This window comes from Paraburkholderia sp. BL21I4N1, assembly GCF_002973525.1.
Taxonomy (GTDB): Bacteria; Pseudomonadota; Gammaproteobacteria; order Burkholderiales; family Burkholderiaceae; genus Paraburkholderia.
Genome location: NZ_PVEN01000028.1, coordinates 18555 through 38261, shown reverse-complemented (window position 1 = coordinate 38261; position 19707 = coordinate 18555). Strand labels below are relative to the sequence as shown.

Sequence of the window (19707 nt, the reverse complement as noted above, 5' to 3'; positions counted from 1 at the left end):
CGGCACGCGCGCCGAATCGCAGAGCAATCGCTTACACTGAAGCCGTTTGACGCAGCTTTTGGCTACCCCACGTACGCCGCTGCGCTTTTTTCACCGCTCAAACGTCGCCGCTCGCGCGCGTCTCGTGCGGTCCTTCAGAACCGGCAGCAGAAACGGACTGGACACTCCATCGATGAAGACTCCCGCGGACCGATTCCCCGACCTCGACCTCAATGCAGCCCGCCTCACCGCCGACGCGTACGGCCACCACGCCCTCGACGAATTCGTCGCCGGCCGCCTCACGCGCCGCGAACTGCTGCGCTATGCGAGCGTGATCGGTTTGTCGCTGGTAGGCGGCGGCGTGCTGAACGCACCGCGTGCACGCGCCCAGGGCAATGCGGCCGCGTCGAATCAGACGATCCGCGTGGCCCACCTGACGCCCGCGGGCGCGGTCGATCCGCTCACCGTGACGGACGCGGCTAGCCTTGCGCTACTGAACCAGACCGGCGAATTCCTGATCGACGACGACGGCGAGAAACTCGTGCTGAGGCCGGCGCTCGCGTTGTCGTGGAAGCCAAACGACAAGGGCGACGTGTGGACCTTCAAGCTGCGCCCCAACGTCAAATTCCACGACGGCCAGGTATTCGGCGCCAAAGACGTGGTCGCCACCTTCGACCGCCTCGCCGATCCGGCGAGCGGCTCGGCGGCGCTCTCGGTGTTGAAGGGCGTGCTGTCGAAAGGCGGCGCGAAAGTGGTCGACGATCACACGGTCGCGTTTCATCTGGATGCGCCGAACGGCAACTTCCCGTACTACGTTTCCTCGGACAATTACAACGCCGTGATCCTGCCCGCCAACTACGCGGGCGGTTATGAAAAGAGCTTCATCGGCACGGGTCCGTTCAAGCTCGAGAAGTATCAGGCCAAGGTCGGCGCGTCGTTCGTGCGCAACCCCGATTACTGGGGCGATAAAGCGTTACCGCAACGCGTACAGTTCTCCTTCTATGCCGACGAACAGGCGCAGCTGCTTGCCCTGCAAGGCCATCAGGCGGACGTGATGGGCACCTTCACCGTACAGGGCGGCGCCAGCATTCTGAACAATCCGGAATACAAGGCCGTCGGCGTGAAGTCGAGCGCGCATCGGCAGATTCACATGCGCAACGACAGTCCGCTGTTCAAGGACAAGCGCGTGCGCCAGGCGCTGGCGTTGTCGCTGGATCGCGACGTGCTGGTGCGCGGGCTCTTCAAGGGCCGCGCGCAGCTCGGCAACGACAGTCCGTTCGCGCCGGTGTTTCCGTCGTCGGATGCGGGCGTGCCGCAACGCAAGCTCGACGTCGCGAAAGCGAAGCAACTGCTCGCGCAGGCCGGCGTGCCGAACGGCTTCGACGTGACGCTGACCACCGAAAAATACATGGAGATTCCCGATCTCGCCGTCGTCGTGCAGAACGCGGCGAAGGCGATCGGCGTGCGCATCAATCTCAAGGTGGAAAGCCAGTCGCTGTATTACGGCGCCGGCACGCCGGGCAAATCGGATTGGCTCGACTCGCCGCTCGGCATCACCGACTACGGTCATCGCGGCGTGCCGAACGTGTTCCTGAATGCGCCGCTCACGAGCACCGGCACGTGGAACGCCGCTCATTTCAAGAACCCGCAATACGATCAACTGGTCGCGCAATTCGTCGCTGCGGTCGATCTCGGCACACAGAAGAAAATCTCCGGGCAGATCCAGACGCTGTTGCTCGACGAAACGCCCGTCATCATTCCGTTCTTCTACGATCAACTGATCGCGATGCGTAAGGGCGTGAACGGCGTGCGCTTCACCGCGCTCGCGCAACTCTATTTCGACCGCGCGGTGTTGAGCGCGTAAGCGCCGGCGCGTTTTCGGCAGGAGCTCACGATGTCGACCACGGTGACCCCGCCCAGTTCGCCCTCTTCCCCCGCCTCGCCCGCGCGCTCGGTCTCCGGCGGCAACGCGGCGCGCGTCGTGCGTTTTCTCGCGACGCGCGTGGGCTTGTCGCTAATCACGCTATGGCTGCTGTCGGTGATCGTGTTCGCGGGCGGCCAGTTGCTGCCCGGCGATATCGGCCGCGCGGTGCTCGGGCCGCTCGCCGACGCGCGCGCGGTCGCCGCGCTCAATCATCAGCTCGGCGCGGACCGGCCGCTGCTCACGCAATACGTCGAGTGGATTTCGCATTTCGTGCGCGGCGATATGGGGCTGTCGTACGCGTATCGTGAGCCCGTCGGGCCGTTTATCGCCGATGCGCTCGCGCATTCGGCCAGGCTCGGTTTGCTCGCCTTTATCGTGGTCGTGCCGCTCGGCATTGCGGGCGGCGTGTGGTCCGCCATGCATGCGGGGCGCTGGCTCGATCGCACGATCAGCATTACCGGTTTGTCGGCGACCGTGGTGCCGGAGTTCGTTTCGTCGATCGTGCTGATTCTGGTGTTCGGCATCTGGTTGCAATGGCTGCCGATCGAAGCCTCGTATCCTCCCGACGCAAGCGTGTTCGAACAACTGCGCCATCTGATTCTGCCGGTGCTACCGCTGGTGCTGGTGTTCTTCGGCTACATCGCGCGTATGGCGCGGGCCGGCACCGTCGAGGCGCTCGACGCCGATTACACCCGCACCGCGATTCTCAAAGGACTGCCGCGTCGTGTCGTGATCTGGCGGCATGTGCTGCGCAACGCGCTGCTGCCCACCATCACCGTGGCCGCGACGCAGCTCGGCTACATGATCGGCGGCCTGGTGGTGGTCGAGACGCTGTTCCACTACCAGGGCATCGGTTCGCTGATCTACAACGCCGCCAAGGCCAAGGACTTTCCGATGCTCGAAGCGGGTGTGCTGACCATCGGCGTGGTGTACACGGTGGCCAATCTCGTCGCCGATGCGCTGCACGTGCTGCTCAATCCGCGCCTGCGTGTGAGGAGCGCCGAATGAGCACGATCGTCCCGCCCTCGCCTTCGACCCCACGCGCGCTCGCTGAGCCGCGTTTCGATCAATTGCGCGTGCTGCTGCGTTCGCCCACCTTCGTGGTGGGCGTGGTGATCGTCACGTGGTGGATTGTCTGCGCACTCGCCGGGCAATGGATCGTGCGGATCGATCCGTATGCGTCCGATCCGCTCAATTCGCTGATGCCGCCCGATCGCACTCACTGGTTCGGCACCGACCAGCTCGGCCGCGACGTGTTCTCGCGTGTCATCGTGGGGGCGCGCGACATTCTGACCATCGCGCCGCTGGCCACGCTGCTCGGCACCGTGGCGGGCACGACCCTCGGCCTGATCGTCGGCTATTTCGAGGGCTGGGTCGACAACGTGGTGGGCCGCGCGATCGACGCCGTGCTCGCGCTGCCGCTCGTGATCGTCGCGCTGCTTGCGCTGGCCGCGGTCGGCGCGTCGAATTTCACGGTGATCCTCGTGATCGGTATCACCTTCACGCCGATCACCGCGCGCACCGTGCGCGCCGCCGTGTTCGCCGAACGCCATCTCGACTACGTGGCCGCGGCGCAACTACGCGGCGAGCGCGCGCCGTACGTCATGTTCGCGGAGATTCTGCCGAATGTGCTGCCGCCCATCATCGTCGAAGCCACCGTGCGGCTTGGCTACGCGATCTTCGCGGTCGCCACGCTGTCGTTTCTCGGCTTCGGCATTCAGCCGCCTTCCGCCGACTGGGGCCTCGCGCTCTCCGAGTCGTACACGCTGATGGCCGGCGGCGCCTGGTGGACCGTGGTGTTCGCGGCGGGCGCGATCGCCTCGCTGGTGGTCGGCGTCAATCTGATCGCCGACAGCGTGCAAGGCGTGCTCGACCGATGAACGGCCCGCCGCCCTCCTCGTTCCCCGCTTTCGATGTGTCGAAGAGCGACCGCACCGACGCGCTGACCGTCGTCGGCCTGACCGTGACGTACCGGATGCGCGGACGCGATCGTGAAGTGCTGCAGGACGTGTCGTTTCGCGTGCGGCGCGGCGAGGCGTATGGGCTCGTCGGCGAATCGGGCTGCGGCAAATCGACGGTCGCGATGGCCACGCTGCGCTACCTGCCGCGCAACGGCAAGGTGAAGGCGGGCAAGATCGTGATCGCCGGCGAAGACGTGCAGAAGCTCGACGCCGACGCGCTGCGCCAGTTGCGCGCGAATGCGATTTCGATCGTCTATCAGGATCCGGGACGCGCGCTGAATCCGTCGCTGACCATCGCACGGCAAGTCTCCGAAGCGTTCGAGGCGGCCGGCGTCGCGCGCGACGAAGCGCTGCACCGCACGCGCGAGATGCTGCAGCGCGTGCGCATCGCGGCGCCCGAGCGCGTGATGGAGAGCTATCCGCATCAGCTGTCGGGCGGCATGCAGCAGCGCGTGGTGATCGCCATGGCGCTCGCGTCGAACCCCGCACTGCTGATCCTCGACGAACCGACCACCGGCCTCGACGCCACCGTCGAAGCCGAAGTGCTCGACCTCGTCGCGCAGTTGCGCGCGGAACTCGGCACCGCCGTGCTGTTCATCAGCCACAACCTCGCCGTGATCGGGCGCATGTGCGAGCGCGTCGGCGTGCTCTACGCGGGCAAGCTGGTCGAGGAAGGCGCGACTCAGGACGTCTTCACTCGGCCGCGCCATCCTTATACGGTCGGGCTCTTGCGCTGTTTGCCGACAGCCGGGCGCAGCAAGGATAGTGAGCGGCTCGACACGATCGCGGGTAGTCTGCCGTTGCCGGGCTCGGTCACGCAGGGCTGCATCTACGTGGAACGCTGTCGTCTCGCCGACGACCGCTGCCGCCGCGAGGCGCCGCCGCCGTACCGGGTGAGCGCCGCGCATGGCGATCAGATGTCGCGCTGCCATTACCACGAACGCGCGCTTGAATTGCCGCGCGCTGGCGCCGAAGCCGCGTTGCCTGAGCGTCGTCGCGAGTCGCTCGACGTCGAAGCGCGCCCGCTCGTGCTGCGCACCGACAAACTCTCGAAAACGTTCCACGTGGGCGGCGCCCCGCTGCGCGCGGTCGACGCCGTTTCCATCGACCTCGCGAGCGGTGAGACGCTCGGCCTCGTCGGCGAATCGGGCAGCGGCAAGACGACGCTCGCCAAGCTGATGCTCGGGCTGCTCACGCCCGACGCCGGCAGCGTGCTCGAACTCGACGGCGCGCCGCTCGCCGCGCGCGTGACGCGGCGCAACGACGAACAGGTCAAGTCGCTGCAGATCGTGTTCCAGAATCCGGACTCGGCGCTCAATCGCGCGCATTCGGTCAAGCGTTTGATCGGCCGCGCGCTGTCGCGGCTCACGTCGTTGCGCGGGCCCGCGATCGACGAACGGCTCGCCACGCTGACGGCCGCCGTGCGTTTGCCGGAGCGCTATCTCGGCTCGCGTACGCGGCAACTTTCCGGCGGACTCAAACAACGCGTGGCGATTGCCCGCGCGTTTGCCGGCGAACCGCGCGTGGTGGTCTGCGATGAGCCGACCTCCGCGCTCGACGTCTCCGTCCAGGCCGCGATTCTCAACCTGCTCGCCGATTTGCAGCGCGAACGCGGCGTGAGTTACGTTTTTATCTCGCACGACCTGCACGTGGTGCGCTATCTGGCCGATCGCATCGCCGTGCTGTATCTCGGCCGACTGCTGGAAATCGGACCGGCAGCCGCGGTGTTCGACGGGCCGCATCATCCTTATACCGAGGCGTTGCTGTCCTCCGTGCCGACGCTCGATACCACCCACGACGGCCAGGAAGGCGGCGTGGGCCGTCCCGCTCGCGCGCGTATCCGGCTGTCCGGCGATCTGCCGAGCGCAGCCTCGCCGCCGTCCGGCTGCGTGTTCCACACACGCTGCCCACGCAAACTCGGCGCGATCTGCGAAGAGCAGGACCCGCCGTTCGTCGATGCCGGCGGCCTGAATGGCGGACCAGCGGCCGCGCATCGGATCCGCTGCCATATCCCCATCGATCAGTTGCGCACCCTGCAAGCCGCCTCGCGCGACGACGCAGGCACGCTCCCGGGCAACGGCGCCGACAGCGCGCCGGAAAGCGCCGGACGCAGCGAATAACTCGGCCGCGCGCGGTGCCCCCTGAGTTTCGGGGCCGCGCGTTTCATCGCCGAAACGTTTTCCGGTGTTTTTTCGACGCCGGCATCGCACACCCCTATCCGACGCCTGTCGCCGCAAGGCTTTGCGGTCAGTGGCATGGATATCGCTAAGTAGTGTCCAGACAGAGGAACGCCAGCGCGCCTAAAACCGGGCGCGGCAACCGATGGGATTCGGAAGGAACCGGCGAGCGCGTCGCGGCATGACGGCTGCGCTCGCGCGGTTCGAACGACAACGACGAGCGATTGACGAGTATCGGCAAACCCGACTCGGGGGCGCGGCGCAGCCCGCAACAGACAGGTCCGCCGCCGCGGAATCAGCATGAGAGATGGCGGCAGCGAGGCGCCGGCGTTTCCCTCGGGAGAGATGTGATGAAGACCACCAGATATAACCGGCATTACTTCGGGATCCTGCGGAATGCGGCGATCGTGGCAGGCGTCACCGCGTTGGCCACTCAACTCGCCTATCCGGCATCGACCGATGTGATCCCGAAGTGGGTCGTACTCGCCGATGCGCCGCTGCCGGCTAGCGCCACGCACGGCACGACGCGATCGGTCGCGCAAGCCGACGGCGCGATCGCGGGTGAAGCGACGACAGGCATGAGCGCCGGCGAATCGGCGACGGGCATCGCGCCCGGCGACACGACCGCCGCCGACGACGCGGCCGCGATCTTCCAGCCGCAAGGCTGCGAGAGCGTCAATGTGGCCGGCTGCGGCCATCATGGCGGCGGCAGCGGCAGCAACGGTGCGGCGAGCGGAGGCAACAGCGGTGCCGGCGCGAATGGGAGCGGCGCGGCGGGTGGCGCCGCTGGTTCGGGCAGCGGCAGCGGAAGTTCTTCGGGTGCAGGCGGCAAGGGAAGTAGCAGCGGTGGCGGTGGAAGCAGCGGCGGCGGAAGTAGCGGCGGCGGAAGCAGCGGTGGCGGAAGCAGCGGCGGCGGAAGCAGCGGTGGCGGAAGCAGCGGCGGCGGAAGCAGCGGCGGCGGAAGCAGCGGCGGTGGAAGTAGCGGCGGCGGAAGCAGCGGTGGTGGAAGCAGCGGTGGCGGAAGTAGCGGCGGTGGAAGCAGCGGCGGTGGAAGTAGTGGTGGAAGCAGCAGCGGTGGCGGCAGCAGCGGCAGCAGCGGGAGCGCAGGCTGTGGTTGCGGCGGCTCCAGCGGCGGCCCAGGCAGTGGCAAAGGCGGTGGTTTCGGTGGTGGCTTTGGCGGTGGCTTCGGTGGCGGGTTCGGCGGTGGCTTTGGCGGAGGCTTCGGCGGCGGTCACGGAGGCAAGGGCGGCAGCGGTAACGGCGGTGGCAACGGCGGAGGAAACGGGCACTAGCAATCGCCCGTTTCATGGGTAGGGGGCCCCCGCGCCCTACCTTCGCCGACGACACGGCCGGCTACCGTGCGCTGCCCGCTGGCATCGGCGGTGATGTCTCGATCCCCCGGTCGAGCATCACCGCGCGAGGCCGGCTCAATCGGACGGCACGTACCTGGAACCAAACCGCGGCGATCGCCTCATATCAAGTTCAACGTTCGATATGAGGGCACCACAACATGCAACGAAACGTCCCCCCCTTCGCAACACGCGTGGCAACTGGCCTGCTGATGGCCGCCGCGCTGGGCCTCGCATCGCTCGCTCATGCGCAAACACCGGCGCAAACACCCACGCAGCCCGCAGCCACGGCCGCGCCGCTGTCACCCACGCTGTCACAAGCCGCGCCGCCGGTCGACCCCAGCTTCTCCGCCTACTCGCTCGCGCAAACCTGCAAGCGGAAAAACGACAACGTCGCGCAGGGCCAATGCGTCGGCGCGATCCGCGGCATCATCCACGGCTATCAGTACGGCGTGCTGTTCCTCGGTCAGCGTTCCGCGTTGCCGGCCAATGAAACGCAGCGCGTGTCGCTGTGCCTGCGCAACACGCAGGTGTCCGCGATCGTCGACGATTTCATCGCCGACGCCTCGCAAGTCAGCGACGATTCGCTCAGGCACACGCCCGCGGAAGTCGCGGTGCTAGGCTCCGTGCACATGCATCACAGTTGCAATTGATGGCGAACGCGCTCACAGCATTTCGAGCGCCCGCTTGCTGCGCGGCGGTTTGAAGTAGGCGTCGAGCGCCGCGAGTTCATCGGCGCCGAGCCGCAGTTGCGAGGCGCGATGGTTGTCCCGCACGTGCTCGACGCGCCCCGCCTTCGGAATCGCGAACACGCCCGGCTCGCGCAACACCCACGCGAGCGCTACCTGAAACACCGAGACGCCGCGCGCATCGGCGATATCGTCGAGCGGCGAGCGCTTCGGCAAACGCGCGTGATCGACCGGGCTGTAGGCCATTGCCGGCATCTTGTGCGCGGCGAGCCATGGCAGCAGGTCGAACGCCGGCCCGCGACGCGCCACGTTATACAGAATCTGATTGGTCGCGCAGGCGTCGCCGCCGGGTGTCGCGACGAGTTCTTCCATATCGTCGGTGTCGAAATTGCTGACGCCCCAGTGGCGAATCTTGCCGGCCCGCCGCAGCGCCTCGAAACCTTCGACGGTTTCCGCGAGCGGCACCGAGCCGCGCCAGTGCAGCAGATACAGATCGAGCCGATCCGTCTTCAAACGCTTGAGGCTCTGTTCACAGGCCGCGATCACGCCGCGCCGGCTGGCGTTATGCGGATACACCTTGCTGACCAGAAACAGCGGGTCGCGCAAGCCGGCGAGCGCCTCGCCGAGGAGCTGTTCGGTCGCACCGTCGCCGTACATTTCCGCGGTATCGATCAGCGTCATGCCCAATTCGATCCCGCAGCGCAGCGCGGCGATTTCGGCGGCGCGCCGCGTCGGCACCTCGCCCATTTCCCACGTGCCCTGCCCCAGTTTCGGAATGCGTTCGCCGTCGGGCAGGCTCACGCTTGCGATGTCGCTCGTCATGCTGACTCCTCGAAGTGGCTCAATGGTAGGTGAAGCATGGAACGAGTTTAGCGGCTGAACGGGCATGCGATCGGGCACCAGGCAAAAGCCCGCTATAACGCAGCGCGCCGATGTCATAGAATTGCCGCTTGCCCTTCTTGCGTGAGCCCCATGAACTCTGCCTCGGAAGACCGCTGGCGCGATCTGCGCCCGGACCCGGAAAACGACACGCCGCTGTATCTGCAACTTGCCCGCAAGCTTGGCACCGCGATTCACGAAAACCGCTGGAACGCCGGCGAGGCCCTGCCCTCGGAGCGTGTGCTGTCCGAAGCGCTCGGCGTATCGCGCATCACGTCGCGCAAGGCGATCGCATTGCTGGTCGAGCAAGGCCTGATCCGGCGCACGCAGGGCGCGGGCAGTTTCATCACACCGCGCTATGAAGATCCGCTGTCGCGTCTGTCGAGCTTTAGCGAAATGCTGCGGCGCCGGGGTTTCACGCCGAGTTCGAAGTGGCTGTCGCGCGAAATCCTGCCGGCCAATCGCGACGAAGTGATTCAGCTCGGCTTGTCGCCGGCCGCAGCGGTCACGCGATTGCGGCGTTTGCGGCTGGCCGACGGCATCGTGATGGCGGTGGAGAACTCCACCTTCCCTTCCGCGGTGATCCCCGATCCGCAAGCCATCGGCGATTCGTTGTACACGTACCTCGAACAGCGCGGACTGACGATCGTGCGCGCGCTGCAGCATTTCCGCGCCGTGAATGCGAGCGACGAAATCGCGCAGCAGATGAGCATCGCGCCGAACGACGCGTTGCTGCTCATTACCCGCGTGGGCTACACCGCAGACCAGCGGGCAATCGAATTGACCGATACGTATTGCCGCAACGATTACTACGACTTCGTTGCGGAGTTGCGGAAGTAGGCAGCACGAGCGCGGGGCGAAGCCACTACCAGGTGGCCTCGTGCGCACCTAACCGGGCCGGCGGCAATGCAAAAAACGCCGGTGTTTCGTCCAGCTCTTCAGCAGGCAACACGCCCAGCACACGGCCGAATTCGGAGGCCACCGTCCCCAGACAATCGCGCACATCGCCGAGCGACACATCGGGCGCTTTCCAGCCCTCGGCAATCTGCCCGAACGACTGCAACCACCGTCCCGTTTGCGCCAGCGAGAGCCGCACGTGCCAGCTTCCGCCTTCAGTCGCGCGCCGCGCCAACGCGATCATCGCGCCGAACGCGGCGAGGTAGCCGGTCGCGTGATCTAACGCCTGACACGGCAGATGTTTCGGCTCGGTGCAGCCCGCCGCTCGCCGCTCGGTCCACGCAATGCCGCTCGCCGACTGCACCAGGCTATCGAAGCCACGCCGTTGCGACCACGGCCCTTCGTGCCCGTAGGCGGACACCGAGACATACACCATCCCCGGCCGGATCCGCGCCAGCGCCTCGGGACCAAATCCGCGCGCCGCCAGCGCGCCGGGGCGATAAGCCTGCAAGAACACGTCGGCGTCGCCGGCAAGACCGCGCAAGATGTCACACCCGGTCGCCTCGCGCAGATCGAGCAGCGCCGAGCGCTTGCCGCGTCCGTTGTCGATCAGCAGCGGCGCGATGTTCGGCAAATGCGGGCCATTGATCATCAACACGTCCGCGCCGTGCTGCGCGAGCGCTCGCCCCGCCACCGGTCCAGCGATGATGCGAGACAGATCCAGCACCCGCACTCCCGCTAACGCCCGGTTCGCATCACCGAGGCGCGGCGGTTCGGCTGGCGCGTCGCCAATGCGCTCGATCTCGAACAGCGGCAGACCCGCAATCGCCTGCGCCTGCTCGAGCGCGGCCCACTCCTCGGGCGGTCGAATCAACGCCGCGCAGAGGCCCGCATCGGCGAGCGTCTGGTCGAGCGCCGCACCGTCCCACTCGCGAATCGCGGCCGCCACCGCGGCAGGACTGTTCTCGCAGTCGAGCACCGTCAACACCCCTTGCAGGTGGTGCGGAAAATTCGTGTGCAATTGAATCCAGCGGCCGTCGCGCGTCTCGTAGAAACCCATCACCGGATCGCGCAACGCGGGCGGCGGCCCGTCGTCGATACGCAAATAGCGTTCGCTGCGAAACGACGCGAGCGCGCGCCGCATCTGCACCGCGACATGCTGCCGACGGCCGGAGCGCAAGCGATGATATTCGGCGGCCGCGAGGCCGGTCGCGGCGATAGTTGCCGACGCCAGCGTGCCGACCCGGAAGACCGACGGCAACCCCGGATCGTCACCGCTGAGGGTGACGGCGTGCAGCGCAGTCGGGTCGCAGCCCGCGAGCGTCCAGATCTGTTTGAGAGCGAGTTCAGGCGTCATGGCGTGGGTGCCGAAGCGAGGGAAAGTGAAACCGAGTCTAGAATTTCATCCCTTCTCAATCAACCTTGATTATCATAATCAATATATATTGATTTCTTCGGTTCTTATCGATTTCCATGCCCGCTTCCGCGCCCCCTCCCATGCCCGCCTCGAATTTCCTGACCGCACCGGAAGCCGCCGCCGCGCTCGGCATCAGCCTGCCCACGCTCTACGCCTACGTGAGCCGCGGCATGCTCCAGTCGACGCCGGACGCGCAAAGCAAACACCGCCTCTACGACGCCGCCCAAGTGCGGCGCCTCGCCAAACGCAAGGAAGACGGCAAGCGCGCCGGCAAGGTGGCGCAGAAGGTGCTGGACTGGGGCGTGCCGGTGCTCGAATCATCGATCACGCTGGTGGCCGACGGCCGCCTGCTGTATCGCGGGCGTGATGCGATGGAGCTGGCGGGTAACGCGTCGCTCGAGGACGTCGCCGCCTTGCTATGGGAATGCGGCGAGCGCCGCATTGCTCAGGCGCCGGCGGTGCCGTTCGCCGCCGCGCAGTGGAACGCATGGCTGAAACTGTGGGGCGACAGCACGCCGCTCGACCGCGCGCTCGTGCTGCTGCCGGCCGCGGCGGCGCAGATGCCGCGCGTGTGGGCGCTCGGCCGCGATGCGCAACTCGACACCGCGTGCGCCGTGATGCGGTTGCTGGCCGCCGCGATGATCTCGGCGGCGCCGTCGAACGAACCGCTGCATCGGCAACTCGCGTCGGCGTGGCAGGTGCGCAACCGTCAGCAGGCCGGGTTGTTGAGAGCGGCCCTGGTGGCCTGCGCGGATCATGAGCTGAATGCGTCGACGTTTACGGTGCGCTGTATTACGTCGACGGGAACCCATTTGTTCGGCGCGGTGGCGGGCGGACTCGCCGCGTTGTCGGGACCGCGACATGGCGGCGAAACCGTGCGGATCGCCGCGTTGCTCGACGAGGCGTCGCGCGCGCCCGATCTCGACCGTTATCTGGCGAACCGCTTTGCGCGCCTCGAACACGGGGCGCCTGGGCCGACGCTGTCGGGCTTCGGGCACCCGCTTTATCCAGACGGCGATCCGCGCGCGCGGCTCCTGCTGAGCCTGCTCGCCGATTGCGCGCCGGCCCGTTCGCCACTCGGCGAGGTGCTCGCGCTGGCGCGCACGGTGTACGACACGACCGGCGCGCAACCGAACGTGGACTATGCGCTGGTCGCGATCGAACGCGTGCTCGGCTTGCCCGCCGGCGCGGCATTCACGTTATTCGCGGTGGGCCGGGTGGTCGGCTGGATCGCGCACGCCATGGAACAGGCGCGCGACGGCCGCCTGATCCGGCCACGCGCGCGCTACGTTGGGGACTATTAGGCCGGCTCGGGTTATCAAGCCGCGCCCAACCAGCGCGGCAGCCAAGCGAACACGGACAGGCCCGGAACCAGCTTGGCCACCACGTGTTCCGAGCCGCTCGCCACCGCGAAACGCGCCCCGGCCTGACCGGCGCTGATCCACGCCACCGCATGCCGCGGCAACTCGACCGATTCGCCGGTGGCAAGCCAATGATCCATCGTTTCGCCTTCGACGGTCAGCCAGATCTCGCCCGAGATCACCTTGAAAATCGACGGACGCGCGACACGCCAGGCCGCCACGGGTTCGCCCTGTTCCAATTCAAATATCCGGACTTCACGCATCGCCGTTCTCCTTCAAAGATCTTTTCTGTTGTACCGATTATTGACGTAGCATCATCGAATACCCATGCACAGTTCCGAACACTTTCATCGGAACTGTTCAGTCAAAAAACCGGACAGTTGTCAGGTCGAGGCGTCAAGGCATCGTCTCGGCCAACGGTGAAGGAGAGAACCGAATGAAACTCGACATTCAGCTCGATCGGGACAACGGCGTGCCGCTGACCGAGCAGATCGTCGCCGGCGTCACCGGGTGGATCCGGGCGCGCACCGCTCACCCCGGCGCGAAGCTGCCGTCGATCCGCCAGTTCGCCACCGACTACGGCGTGAGCCGCTTTCCCGTGATCGAGGCGTATGACCGGCTGGTGTCGCTCGGCTACGTCGACTCGCGCCACGGTTCGGGCTTCTACGTCGCCGACCGGCAACCGGGAGGCACGACTTGCCAGGGCACCTCGGATCCGCGCCGCGCCGAGGAGGAAACCGACCACCTGCTGCAGCAGTTCAACCACCCGGGCGAAACGCTCAAGCTCGGCAGCGGTTTCATTCCGGAGGCGTGGCGCGACACGGACGGCATCGCGCAAGCGATCCGCCACGTCTCGCGCACCGACCCCGCAAGCATGGTCGACTACGCCACGCCGTTCGGCAACCTGACCTTGCGCGAGCATCTGCAGGCGCGCATCGGTCAGCTGGGGATTCAGGCGGACACGTCGCAGATCGTGATCACCACCGGCGCGAGCGAGGCGTTCGATCTGCTGATGCGCTACATGCTCAAAGCCGGCGACACGATCTTTGTCGAAGATCCCGGTTACTACAATCTGTACGGTCTGCTGAAGCTGCACGGCGTGAAACTGATCGGGATTCCGCGCACCCGCAACGGGCCCGACCTCGACGTCATGCAGGCGCAGTTGAAGTTGCACCGGCCCAAGCTGCTGTTCATCAATACGGTGTTCCACAATCCGACCGGCACCACGGTCTCGCCGCCGGTCGCTTTCCGGCTGCTGCAACTGGCGCGCGAACACGGCTTCAAGATCATCGAAGACGACATCTACGCCGATCTTCAAACCGATATCACCGACCGCCTCGCCACGCTCGACCAACTCGAACACGTGATTTACGTGGGCGGGCTGTCGAAGACGCTGTCGTCGTCGCTACGGATCGGCTGCGTGGTGGCGAGCCCGGCAATCATCAAGGATCTGGTGGACATCAAGATGCTGACGACGATCGGCGGCTCGCGTTTCGCCGAAGCGGTCGCGGCCACGCTACTGGAGCGCGGCGCTTACCGTAAGTATCTGGAGCGTCTGCGCCGCCGCATGCGCGAGGCGCTCGGCTCGACCATCCAGACGCTCGAGAGCGCCGGCTGGGAACTGTTCGAAAAGCCCGTGGGCGGCAAGTTCGTCTGGGCGCGTGTGCCGCATGTCGGCAATGCGCAGCGACTCGTGGAGTGCGGCGCGACGATGGGCGTGACGGTCGCCCCTGGCCATTATTTCCGGCCGGGCCTGGAGGTGAGCCCGTGGACGCGGATCCATATCGCGTTCGGCAACGACCCGCTGGCGCAGGCGTTTTTTCGCGCGGCGGCGGCGTTGCCGGCGTCGGACTGAAGCTGTATGCGGCGGAATTGCCGCTGCGCATGTCGTACTTTGGCCGGACAACCGCGCCGCACGGCCCGTATTGAGCGCATGGCGTGGCTGATGAGTGCCCTTCTCCTTGTCCACCATCGTTCGAGTCTTGCGCCGAGTTCGCGCGGCATGCACGCTGCGGCGCCGCGCGCTTTTCCCTAGAATAGCGAGTCCCTGCCCGTTCCAGCGGGTCTCCGCGTTCCCAGCCGCTCTCCATGACCACGCCGCCGACCCTGCCTACCTCCGACGCCGCCTCTTCGCCGTCCCCCCGCTCACTGACCGTGATGCTGTGGCTCGTTGCCACCGGCTTCTTCATGCAGACGCTGGACTCGACCATCGTCAACACCGCGCTACCTGCCATGGCGACGAGCCTCGGCGAATTGCCCTTACGCATGCAGTCGGTCGTGATCGCGTATTCGCTGACGATGGCGGTCATGATCCCGGTCTCAGGCTGGCTCGCGGATAAGCTCGGCACCCGGCGCGTGTTCTTCAGCGCGATCCTCGTGTTCGCGATCGGCTCGCTGCTGTGCGCGAACGCGCATACGCTGAACCAGCTCGTGATCTTCCGTATCGTGCAAGGCGTGGGCGGCGCGATGCTGTTGCCGGTCGGACGCCTGGCGGTGCTCCGCACCTTTCCGGCGGAACGCTATCTGGCGGCGTTGTCGTTCGTCGCGATTCCCGGTTTGATCGGGCCGCTGATCGGCCCGACGCTCGGCGGCTGGCTCGTCAAGATCGCCTCGTGGCACTGGATCTTTCTGATCAACGTGCCGGTGGGGATCGTGGGCTGTATCACCACGTTTATCTTCATGCCGGACAGCCGCAACGAACATGTCGGCAGATTCGACATGAAAGGCTACTTGCTGCTGGTGCTGGGCATGGTCGCGATCTCGTTCGCGCTCGACGGCCGCACCGAGTTCGGCATTCAGCACGCCACCGTGCTGGTGCTGCTGATTCTGAGTCTCGCCGCGTTCGTCGCGTATGGACTGCATGCGGTACGCGAACCCGCGCCGATCTTCTCGCTCGACCTCTTCAAGATTCACACGTTCAGTGTCGGTCTGCTCGGCAATCTGTTCGCGCGGATCGGCAGCGGCGCGATGCCTTATCTGATTCCGCTGCTGCTGCAGGTGAGTCTCGGCTACAGCGCGTTCGAGGCCGGCATGATGATGCTGCCGGTGGCGGCCGCGGGCATGGCGTCCAAACGGCTCGTGACGAAGCTGATCGTGAAATACAGCTATCGCAGCGTACTGATCGTCAACACGGTGCTGGTCGGCCTGACCATGGCGAGCTTCGCGCTCACCAGCGCGGATCAGCCGCTCTGGCTGCGGCTCGTGCAACTGGCGTTCTTCGGCGGCGTCAATTCGATGCAGTTCACCGCGATGAACACGTTGACGCTCAAAGACCTGGGCACCGGCGGCGCGAGCAGCGGCAACAGCTTGTTTTCGCTGGTCCAGATGCTGTCGATGAGCCTCGGCGTGACGGTTGCCGGCGCCCTGCTCGCGACCTTCACCGGCTTGTTGCCGCGCGTGACGGCGGCCAATTCGCTGCCCGCGTTTCACGCGACCTTTCTGTGCGTGGGGATCATCACGGCGGGCTCGTCGTGGATCTTCGCGCAACTGGCGCCGAACATTCGCACGCCCGCGAAAAAGACGGATCCTTCCGAGCGGACCTGAGGACGCGGGCCGCCGACCCGCAACAGGGCGTGCGCCGCACCAGCGAAGTGCGAATCGTGGCCTTCGCGCCCGCCCTGGCGCACAATCGCCGCTGGAGACCGTGGTAAGCGAGCACGCGCAGTGTGTTTCCGCGCGCGCATAGTTCTTGCTCGCCTATCCTGTAAACTCCCATTTAGCGCGTGCGGACTCGTGTCGAGCATGCAGGCGCACCGCCACCTCCACACGACTGACAAGATGAGCATGATCGAACTCGATCCTCCCGGCTTCCAGCCCCCTCGCCCGATGGCCGGCGACGAAGGCTCCCGGCGCACCGTTCTGTACGGCGGCTACACCGTCTTCAGCGTGTTTCAGCCCGTTTTCTCGGTGTCGCACCGGCGCGCTATTGGCTACCACGCTTCGCTGCGCGCGCACGACGAGCACGTGAAGCAAGTGCCCTCGCACGAAGTCTTTACCCAAGCCGCGCGGCGCGGCGACCTGCTGGAACTCGGGCGGCTTGCCGAATCGCTGCATCTGGGCAATTTCAACGCGTTCGACAGTCACGACGAATGGCTCTTTCTGAGCCTGCACCCGGCCGCGCTGATGGACACCAGTTACGGCGACGCACTCCTCGCCGGCCTCAAAGCGTTGGGATTGCCGCCGCAACGCGTCGTGCTGGAAGTCTCCGAACAAGCGGGCGGCGAAACTACGCGCTTTGCTGAAATCATCGACTCGCTGCGCAAATCCGGCTTCCTGATCGCGCTCGACGGCTTCGGCGCCAAGCACTCGAACATTGACCGTGTGTGGAATCTGCGGCCGGACATCGTCACGCTCGACCGCTGCATCCTCGCGCAAGCCAGCGAACATTCGCACATCGAGCGGGTGTTGCCGGGCCTCGTTTCGCTGCTGCATGAATCCGGACAACTGGTACTGATGGGCGGCCTCAGCACCGAGCGCGACGCGCTGATCGCGCTCGAATGCAACGTGGACTTCGTGCAGGGCGCGTTCTTCGCGGGCGCGAGCGTCGACCCGGTCAAGCCGCAGGCCGCGGCCGGCCTGATGGACTCGCTCTCCGCCGCGCTACGCGAACGCGTCGCGGCGCGCGAACGCGCTCAGTCGGCGCGGCTCGCCCCTTATGTCACGGCGCTGGAAACCGCCGCCGCGCAACTGGTTGCCGGCGAGTCGGTTGCGCAGGCCACGGCGCCCCTGCTCACGCTTGGCGAAACGGCGCGTTGTTTCGTGCTGGACGGCTCAGGCCGGCAGATCGGCGACAACGTGCTGCCGCCGGGTCGTGCATCGCAACGCGCGAAGCGATTCCGGCCGCTGCTGCATTCGGAAGGCGCAAGCTGGGAGCGCCGGCCTTACTTCATCCAGGCGATGCGCGCGCCCGGCCGAGTGCATCTGACGCCGCCTTATCTGTCGATTAACGAAGCCCACCTCTGCGTAACCGCCTCGATCGCCGCACACACTCCGAACGGCACGCAAGTGCTATGCGTGGACATCAACTGGGAAGTCGCGGCGCACCGCAACTGACACCACCGCTTCCCGCTGGATTCGCGCAAGCAGTTGGATGATCGCCGCGCGGCCCAGCACACGGTTGGCCGATTGCAAACGCGCGGCGCTGGTCACCGCGCGCAATGCGACGATCTTCGGCGAGTCGCTGGGTAAGCCGCCCGTGGACACGTCGATCACGCCGACGACCTCGCCTTCGCATATCAGCGCAATGCAGGTGGCGCCGCCCACCGACACGATCTCCGCATGGCGTGCATGCCGCGCCAGCGACGTGACCTTTTCCATCCAACCCGCTGCTGCCGGTTCGTGTGCTGCGAACAGCGCGGTTGAGATGGGGGTGGGCCGCGTTTGGGGTTGGGGTGCGGAAGCGGAAGCGGAAGCCGAAGCCGAAGCCGAAGCCGATGCCAACGCCTGGGCCGATTCCGATGCCGATACCAACAAAGCCCGTGCCGGCTCGAATGCGGTCAACGGCGCGTCGCTGACCACTTCCGGCGCTTCGCTGAAGAGCCGCAGCAAGCCGGCGCGATCTTGCGCCTCCAGCGCGCAGCGCAACCGCTCGACGATCCGTGCATGTGCAGCAGGATCGGGACGCTCCAACGGCGCGCCGGCACGCCGCAGACGCTCCTTCGCCCGATGGACGATCTGCCGGCAGGCACCCGGCGTGCGTTCGAGAATCTTCGCGATCTCCGCGTAGTCGCAGTCGAAGGCTTCATGCAGCACGAAGGCCGCGCGTTCGTCGGGTTTCAGCCGTTCGAGCAGTAGCATCACGCCGTACGACATCTCCGCGGCGCGCAAGGCCAGTTCCTCCGCCGACGGCGCCACCTCGTCGAGCCAAGGCTCCGGCAACCACCCGGCCGCTAGCGACACCCGCTCGCGCTGCACGTGCCGCAACCGATCGATCGCCGTGCGCGTGGTGAGCGTGGTGAGCCAGGCCGCCGGCGTCTGCACCTCTTGCGTGGCGGCCAGATGCCATTTGAGCCAGACGTCCTGGACCACGTCTTCCGCTTCCGCGCGGCTGCCGAGCATTCGGTACGCCAGCGCGAACAGGCGCGCACGCGCGGCCTGGAAGCTGGATGCCTTGTCGATTACTTGTTCCGTCATGCGTAGACCTCCGGATCGTGCTTATTGGTAAGTGCGCGGCGCCTGCCTGGCTGGCTAACTCGCCGCCTGCGGGATAGTCAGGCGCGCGCTGCAATCAGCATCCTTTTCAGCTTGACGCCCCAGCTACCCCTGATGTGACAGCGGCACGCAAAAATATTCCTGTCACGCTACCGGGTGCCTCGTCGTCATATGAGCAGAAACCGGCGCATCGGGCGCGCGGTTCGACGAATCAGCCGCCGCGCGCCACCGAACCACAGTGTCGCGCCGCCTACCACGAGGCACCCATGCAATCCAGCTACCCCTCCATTACCGGTCTCGGCCTCGTACCCACCGTCATTGAACAGTCCGGCCGCGGCGAGCGCGCTTACGACATCTATTCCCGTCTGCTGCGCGAGCGGATTGTGTTTCTGGTCGGGCCGGTGAACGAACAATCGGCCAGCCTGATCGTCGCGCAGTTGCTGTTTCTGGAATCCGAGAATCCCGACAAGGATATTTCCTTTTACATCAATTCGCCGGGCGGATCGGTATACGACGGCATGGCGATTTACGACACCATGCAATTCATCAAGCCGGAGGTCTCCACGTTGTGCACCGGCTTTGCCGCGAGCATGGGCACCTTTCTGCTGACCGCCGGGCAGCGAGGCAAGCGCTATGCGTTGCCGAACGCGCGCATCATGATTCACCAGCCGTCCGGCGGCAGTCAGGGCACGGCGGCGGACGTCGAGATTCAGGCGCGGGAGGTGCTCTATCAGCGCGGCCGGCTGAATGCCATGATGGCCGAACGCACCGGGCACAGCGTGGAGGAAATCGAGCGCGACACCGACCGTGACAACTTCATGTCGGCACATGACGCGAAGGCATATGGACTCGTCGACGAAGTATTGGAAACGCGTGCGGCGCTGGATAGTCCGGCGCGCCGTCAGGAGATGTAGCCAAGCGCCA

The 19707-nt window shown here is 66.2% G+C and carries 16 protein-coding genes; 12 read left to right on the top strand and 4 right to left on the bottom strand.

From position 1 onward, the window contains the following. The first annotated feature begins 172 nt into the window (after nucleotides 1-172). The 6 genes from B0G83_RS36155 to B0G83_RS36125 all read left to right on the top strand — a co-directional run bounded on the left by B0G83_RS36155 (nucleotide 173) and on the right by B0G83_RS36125 (nucleotide 8043). A complete protein-coding gene (locus B0G83_RS36155; RefSeq protein ID WP_105512074.1) occupies nucleotides 173-1843 on the top strand; it encodes an ABC transporter substrate-binding protein in 1671 nt (556 codons plus the stop codon). 30 nt (nucleotides 1844-1873) lie between these two features. Then, on the top strand, nucleotides 1874-2911 hold the full coding sequence (locus B0G83_RS36150; RefSeq protein ID WP_181157177.1) for an ABC transporter permease: 1038 nt from the start codon (nucleotides 1874-1876) through the stop codon (nucleotides 2909-2911). Continuing rightward, the gene (locus B0G83_RS36145; protein ID WP_105512073.1) at nucleotides 2908-3783 is read left to right on the top strand and encodes an ABC transporter permease; all 876 of its coding nucleotides are present in this window, start codon (nucleotides 2908-2910) and stop codon (nucleotides 3781-3783) included. Before B0G83_RS36150 ends, B0G83_RS36145 begins: the two co-directional genes overlap by 4 nt. Further along, entirely contained in the window at nucleotides 3780-5984 is a 2205-nt protein-coding gene (locus tag B0G83_RS36140) for an ABC transporter ATP-binding protein (protein WP_105512072.1), read from the top strand. The genes B0G83_RS36145 and B0G83_RS36140 overlap by 4 nt, the downstream gene beginning before the upstream one ends. A gap of 407 nt (nucleotides 5985-6391) precedes the next feature. Beyond that, nucleotides 6392-7333, top strand: coding sequence for a hypothetical protein (locus B0G83_RS38835; RefSeq protein ID WP_181157176.1), 942 nt, complete (start codon nucleotides 6392-6394; stop codon nucleotides 7331-7333). 218 nt (nucleotides 7334-7551) lie between these two features. Beyond that, complete coding sequence (locus tag B0G83_RS36125) at nucleotides 7552-8043, top strand: hypothetical protein (protein ID WP_105512070.1); 492 nt, start codon at nucleotides 7552-7554, stop codon at nucleotides 8041-8043. A 12-nt stretch (nucleotides 8044-8055) separates the two neighbouring features. Here the strand turns inward: B0G83_RS36125 and B0G83_RS36120 are convergent, their stop codons facing one another. Then, nucleotides 8056-8901, bottom strand: a complete 846-nt coding sequence (locus B0G83_RS36120; protein WP_105512069.1) for an aldo/keto reductase — start codon at nucleotides 8899-8901, stop codon at nucleotides 8056-8058. Nucleotides 8902-9051: 150 nt separating this feature from the next. On the opposite strand from B0G83_RS36120, the gene B0G83_RS36115 reads away from it, so the two are divergent. Further along, nucleotides 9052-9798: a GntR family transcriptional regulator gene (locus B0G83_RS36115; RefSeq protein WP_035548140.1), complete on the top strand. Its 747-nt coding sequence runs from the start codon at nucleotides 9052-9054 to the stop codon at nucleotides 9796-9798. 25 nt (nucleotides 9799-9823) lie between these two features. Here the strand turns inward: B0G83_RS36115 and B0G83_RS36110 are convergent, their stop codons facing one another. Continuing rightward, entirely contained in the window at nucleotides 9824-11212 is a 1389-nt protein-coding gene (locus B0G83_RS36110) for a CoA transferase (RefSeq protein WP_105512068.1), read from the bottom strand. 140 nt (nucleotides 11213-11352) lie between these two features. Here B0G83_RS36110 and B0G83_RS36105 point away from each other — a divergent pair, with 140 nt between their 5' ends. Next, nucleotides 11353-12576 carry a citrate/2-methylcitrate synthase gene (locus tag B0G83_RS36105; RefSeq protein WP_105512067.1) on the top strand — a complete coding sequence of 408 codons (1224 nt, stop codon included), beginning with the start codon at nucleotides 11353-11355 and terminating at the stop codon, nucleotides 12574-12576. A 14-nt stretch (nucleotides 12577-12590) separates the two neighbouring features. On the opposite strand, the gene B0G83_RS36100 is transcribed toward B0G83_RS36105, so the two are convergent. Next, entirely contained in the window at nucleotides 12591-12896 is a 306-nt protein-coding gene (locus tag B0G83_RS36100) for a DUF2917 domain-containing protein (protein WP_105512066.1), read from the bottom strand. Nucleotides 12897-13069: 173 nt separating this feature from the next. On the opposite strand from B0G83_RS36100, the gene B0G83_RS36095 reads away from it, so the two are divergent. The 3 genes from B0G83_RS36095 (at nucleotide 13070) to B0G83_RS36085 (ending at nucleotide 17685) form a co-directional block, all read left to right on the top strand. Next, a complete protein-coding gene (locus tag B0G83_RS36095) occupies nucleotides 13070-14488 on the top strand; it encodes a PLP-dependent aminotransferase family protein (protein WP_105512065.1) in 1419 nt (472 codons plus the stop codon). 233 nt (nucleotides 14489-14721) lie between these two features. Beyond that, complete coding sequence (gene mdtD / locus B0G83_RS36090) at nucleotides 14722-16176, top strand: multidrug transporter subunit MdtD (RefSeq protein WP_105512064.1); 1455 nt, start codon at nucleotides 14722-14724, stop codon at nucleotides 16174-16176. 234 nt (nucleotides 16177-16410) lie between these two features. Then, nucleotides 16411-17685, top strand: coding sequence for an EAL domain-containing protein (locus B0G83_RS36085; protein WP_105512095.1), 1275 nt, complete (start codon nucleotides 16411-16413; stop codon nucleotides 17683-17685). Here B0G83_RS36085 and B0G83_RS36080 read toward each other — a convergent pair. Further along, nucleotides 17641-18765, bottom strand: coding sequence for a sigma-70 family RNA polymerase sigma factor (locus B0G83_RS36080; RefSeq protein ID WP_105512063.1), 1125 nt, complete (start codon nucleotides 18763-18765; stop codon nucleotides 17641-17643). The two genes, B0G83_RS36085 and B0G83_RS36080, sit on opposite strands and share 45 nt — an antisense overlap. 284 nt (nucleotides 18766-19049) lie before the next feature. Between B0G83_RS36080 and clpP the strand changes: the two genes are divergently transcribed. Further along, nucleotides 19050-19697, top strand: coding sequence for an ATP-dependent Clp endopeptidase proteolytic subunit ClpP (clpP, locus tag B0G83_RS36075; RefSeq protein ID WP_105512094.1), 648 nt, complete (start codon nucleotides 19050-19052; stop codon nucleotides 19695-19697). Nucleotides 19698-19707 lie beyond the last annotated feature (10 nt).

Excerpts from the sequence above, each read along its gene's own strand:
- clpP (WP_105512094.1), top strand. The coding sequence starts at position 19,050 with ATGCAATCCAGCTACCCCTCCATTACCGGTCTCGGCCTCGTACCCACC.
- B0G83_RS36105 (WP_105512067.1), top strand. The coding sequence starts at position 11,353 with ATGCCCGCCTCGAATTTCCTGACCGCACCGGAAGCCGCCGCCGCGCTC.
- B0G83_RS36140 (WP_105512072.1), top strand. The coding sequence starts at position 3,780 with ATGAACGGCCCGCCGCCCTCCTCGTTCCCCGCTTTCGATGTGTCGAAG.
- B0G83_RS36120 (WP_105512069.1), bottom strand. The coding sequence starts at position 8,901 with ATGACGAGCGACATCGCAAGCGTGAGCCTGCCCGACGGCGAACGCATT.
- B0G83_RS36125 (WP_105512070.1), top strand. The coding sequence starts at position 7,552 with ATGCAACGAAACGTCCCCCCCTTCGCAACACGCGTGGCAACTGGCCTG.
- B0G83_RS36110 (WP_105512068.1), bottom strand. The coding sequence starts at position 11,212 with ATGACGCCTGAACTCGCTCTCAAACAGATCTGGACGCTCGCGGGCTGC.
- B0G83_RS36085 (WP_105512095.1), top strand. The coding sequence starts at position 16,411 with ATGAGCATGATCGAACTCGATCCTCCCGGCTTCCAGCCCCCTCGCCCG.
- B0G83_RS36150 (WP_181157177.1), top strand. The coding sequence starts at position 1,874 with ATGTCGACCACGGTGACCCCGCCCAGTTCGCCCTCTTCCCCCGCCTCG.
- B0G83_RS36115 (WP_035548140.1), top strand. The coding sequence starts at position 9,052 with ATGAACTCTGCCTCGGAAGACCGCTGGCGCGATCTGCGCCCGGACCCG.
- B0G83_RS36080 (WP_105512063.1), bottom strand. The coding sequence starts at position 18,765 with ATGACGGAACAAGTAATCGACAAGGCATCCAGCTTCCAGGCCGCGCGT.
- B0G83_RS36095 (WP_105512065.1), top strand. The coding sequence starts at position 13,070 with ATGAAACTCGACATTCAGCTCGATCGGGACAACGGCGTGCCGCTGACC.
- B0G83_RS36145 (WP_105512073.1), top strand. The coding sequence starts at position 2,908 with ATGAGCACGATCGTCCCGCCCTCGCCTTCGACCCCACGCGCGCTCGCT.
- B0G83_RS36155 (WP_105512074.1), top strand. The coding sequence starts at position 173 with ATGAAGACTCCCGCGGACCGATTCCCCGACCTCGACCTCAATGCAGCC.
- mdtD (WP_105512064.1), top strand. The coding sequence starts at position 14,722 with ATGACCACGCCGCCGACCCTGCCTACCTCCGACGCCGCCTCTTCGCCG.
- B0G83_RS38835 (WP_181157176.1), top strand. The coding sequence starts at position 6,392 with ATGAAGACCACCAGATATAACCGGCATTACTTCGGGATCCTGCGGAAT.
- B0G83_RS36100 (WP_105512066.1), bottom strand. The coding sequence starts at position 12,896 with ATGCGTGAAGTCCGGATATTTGAATTGGAACAGGGCGAACCCGTGGCG.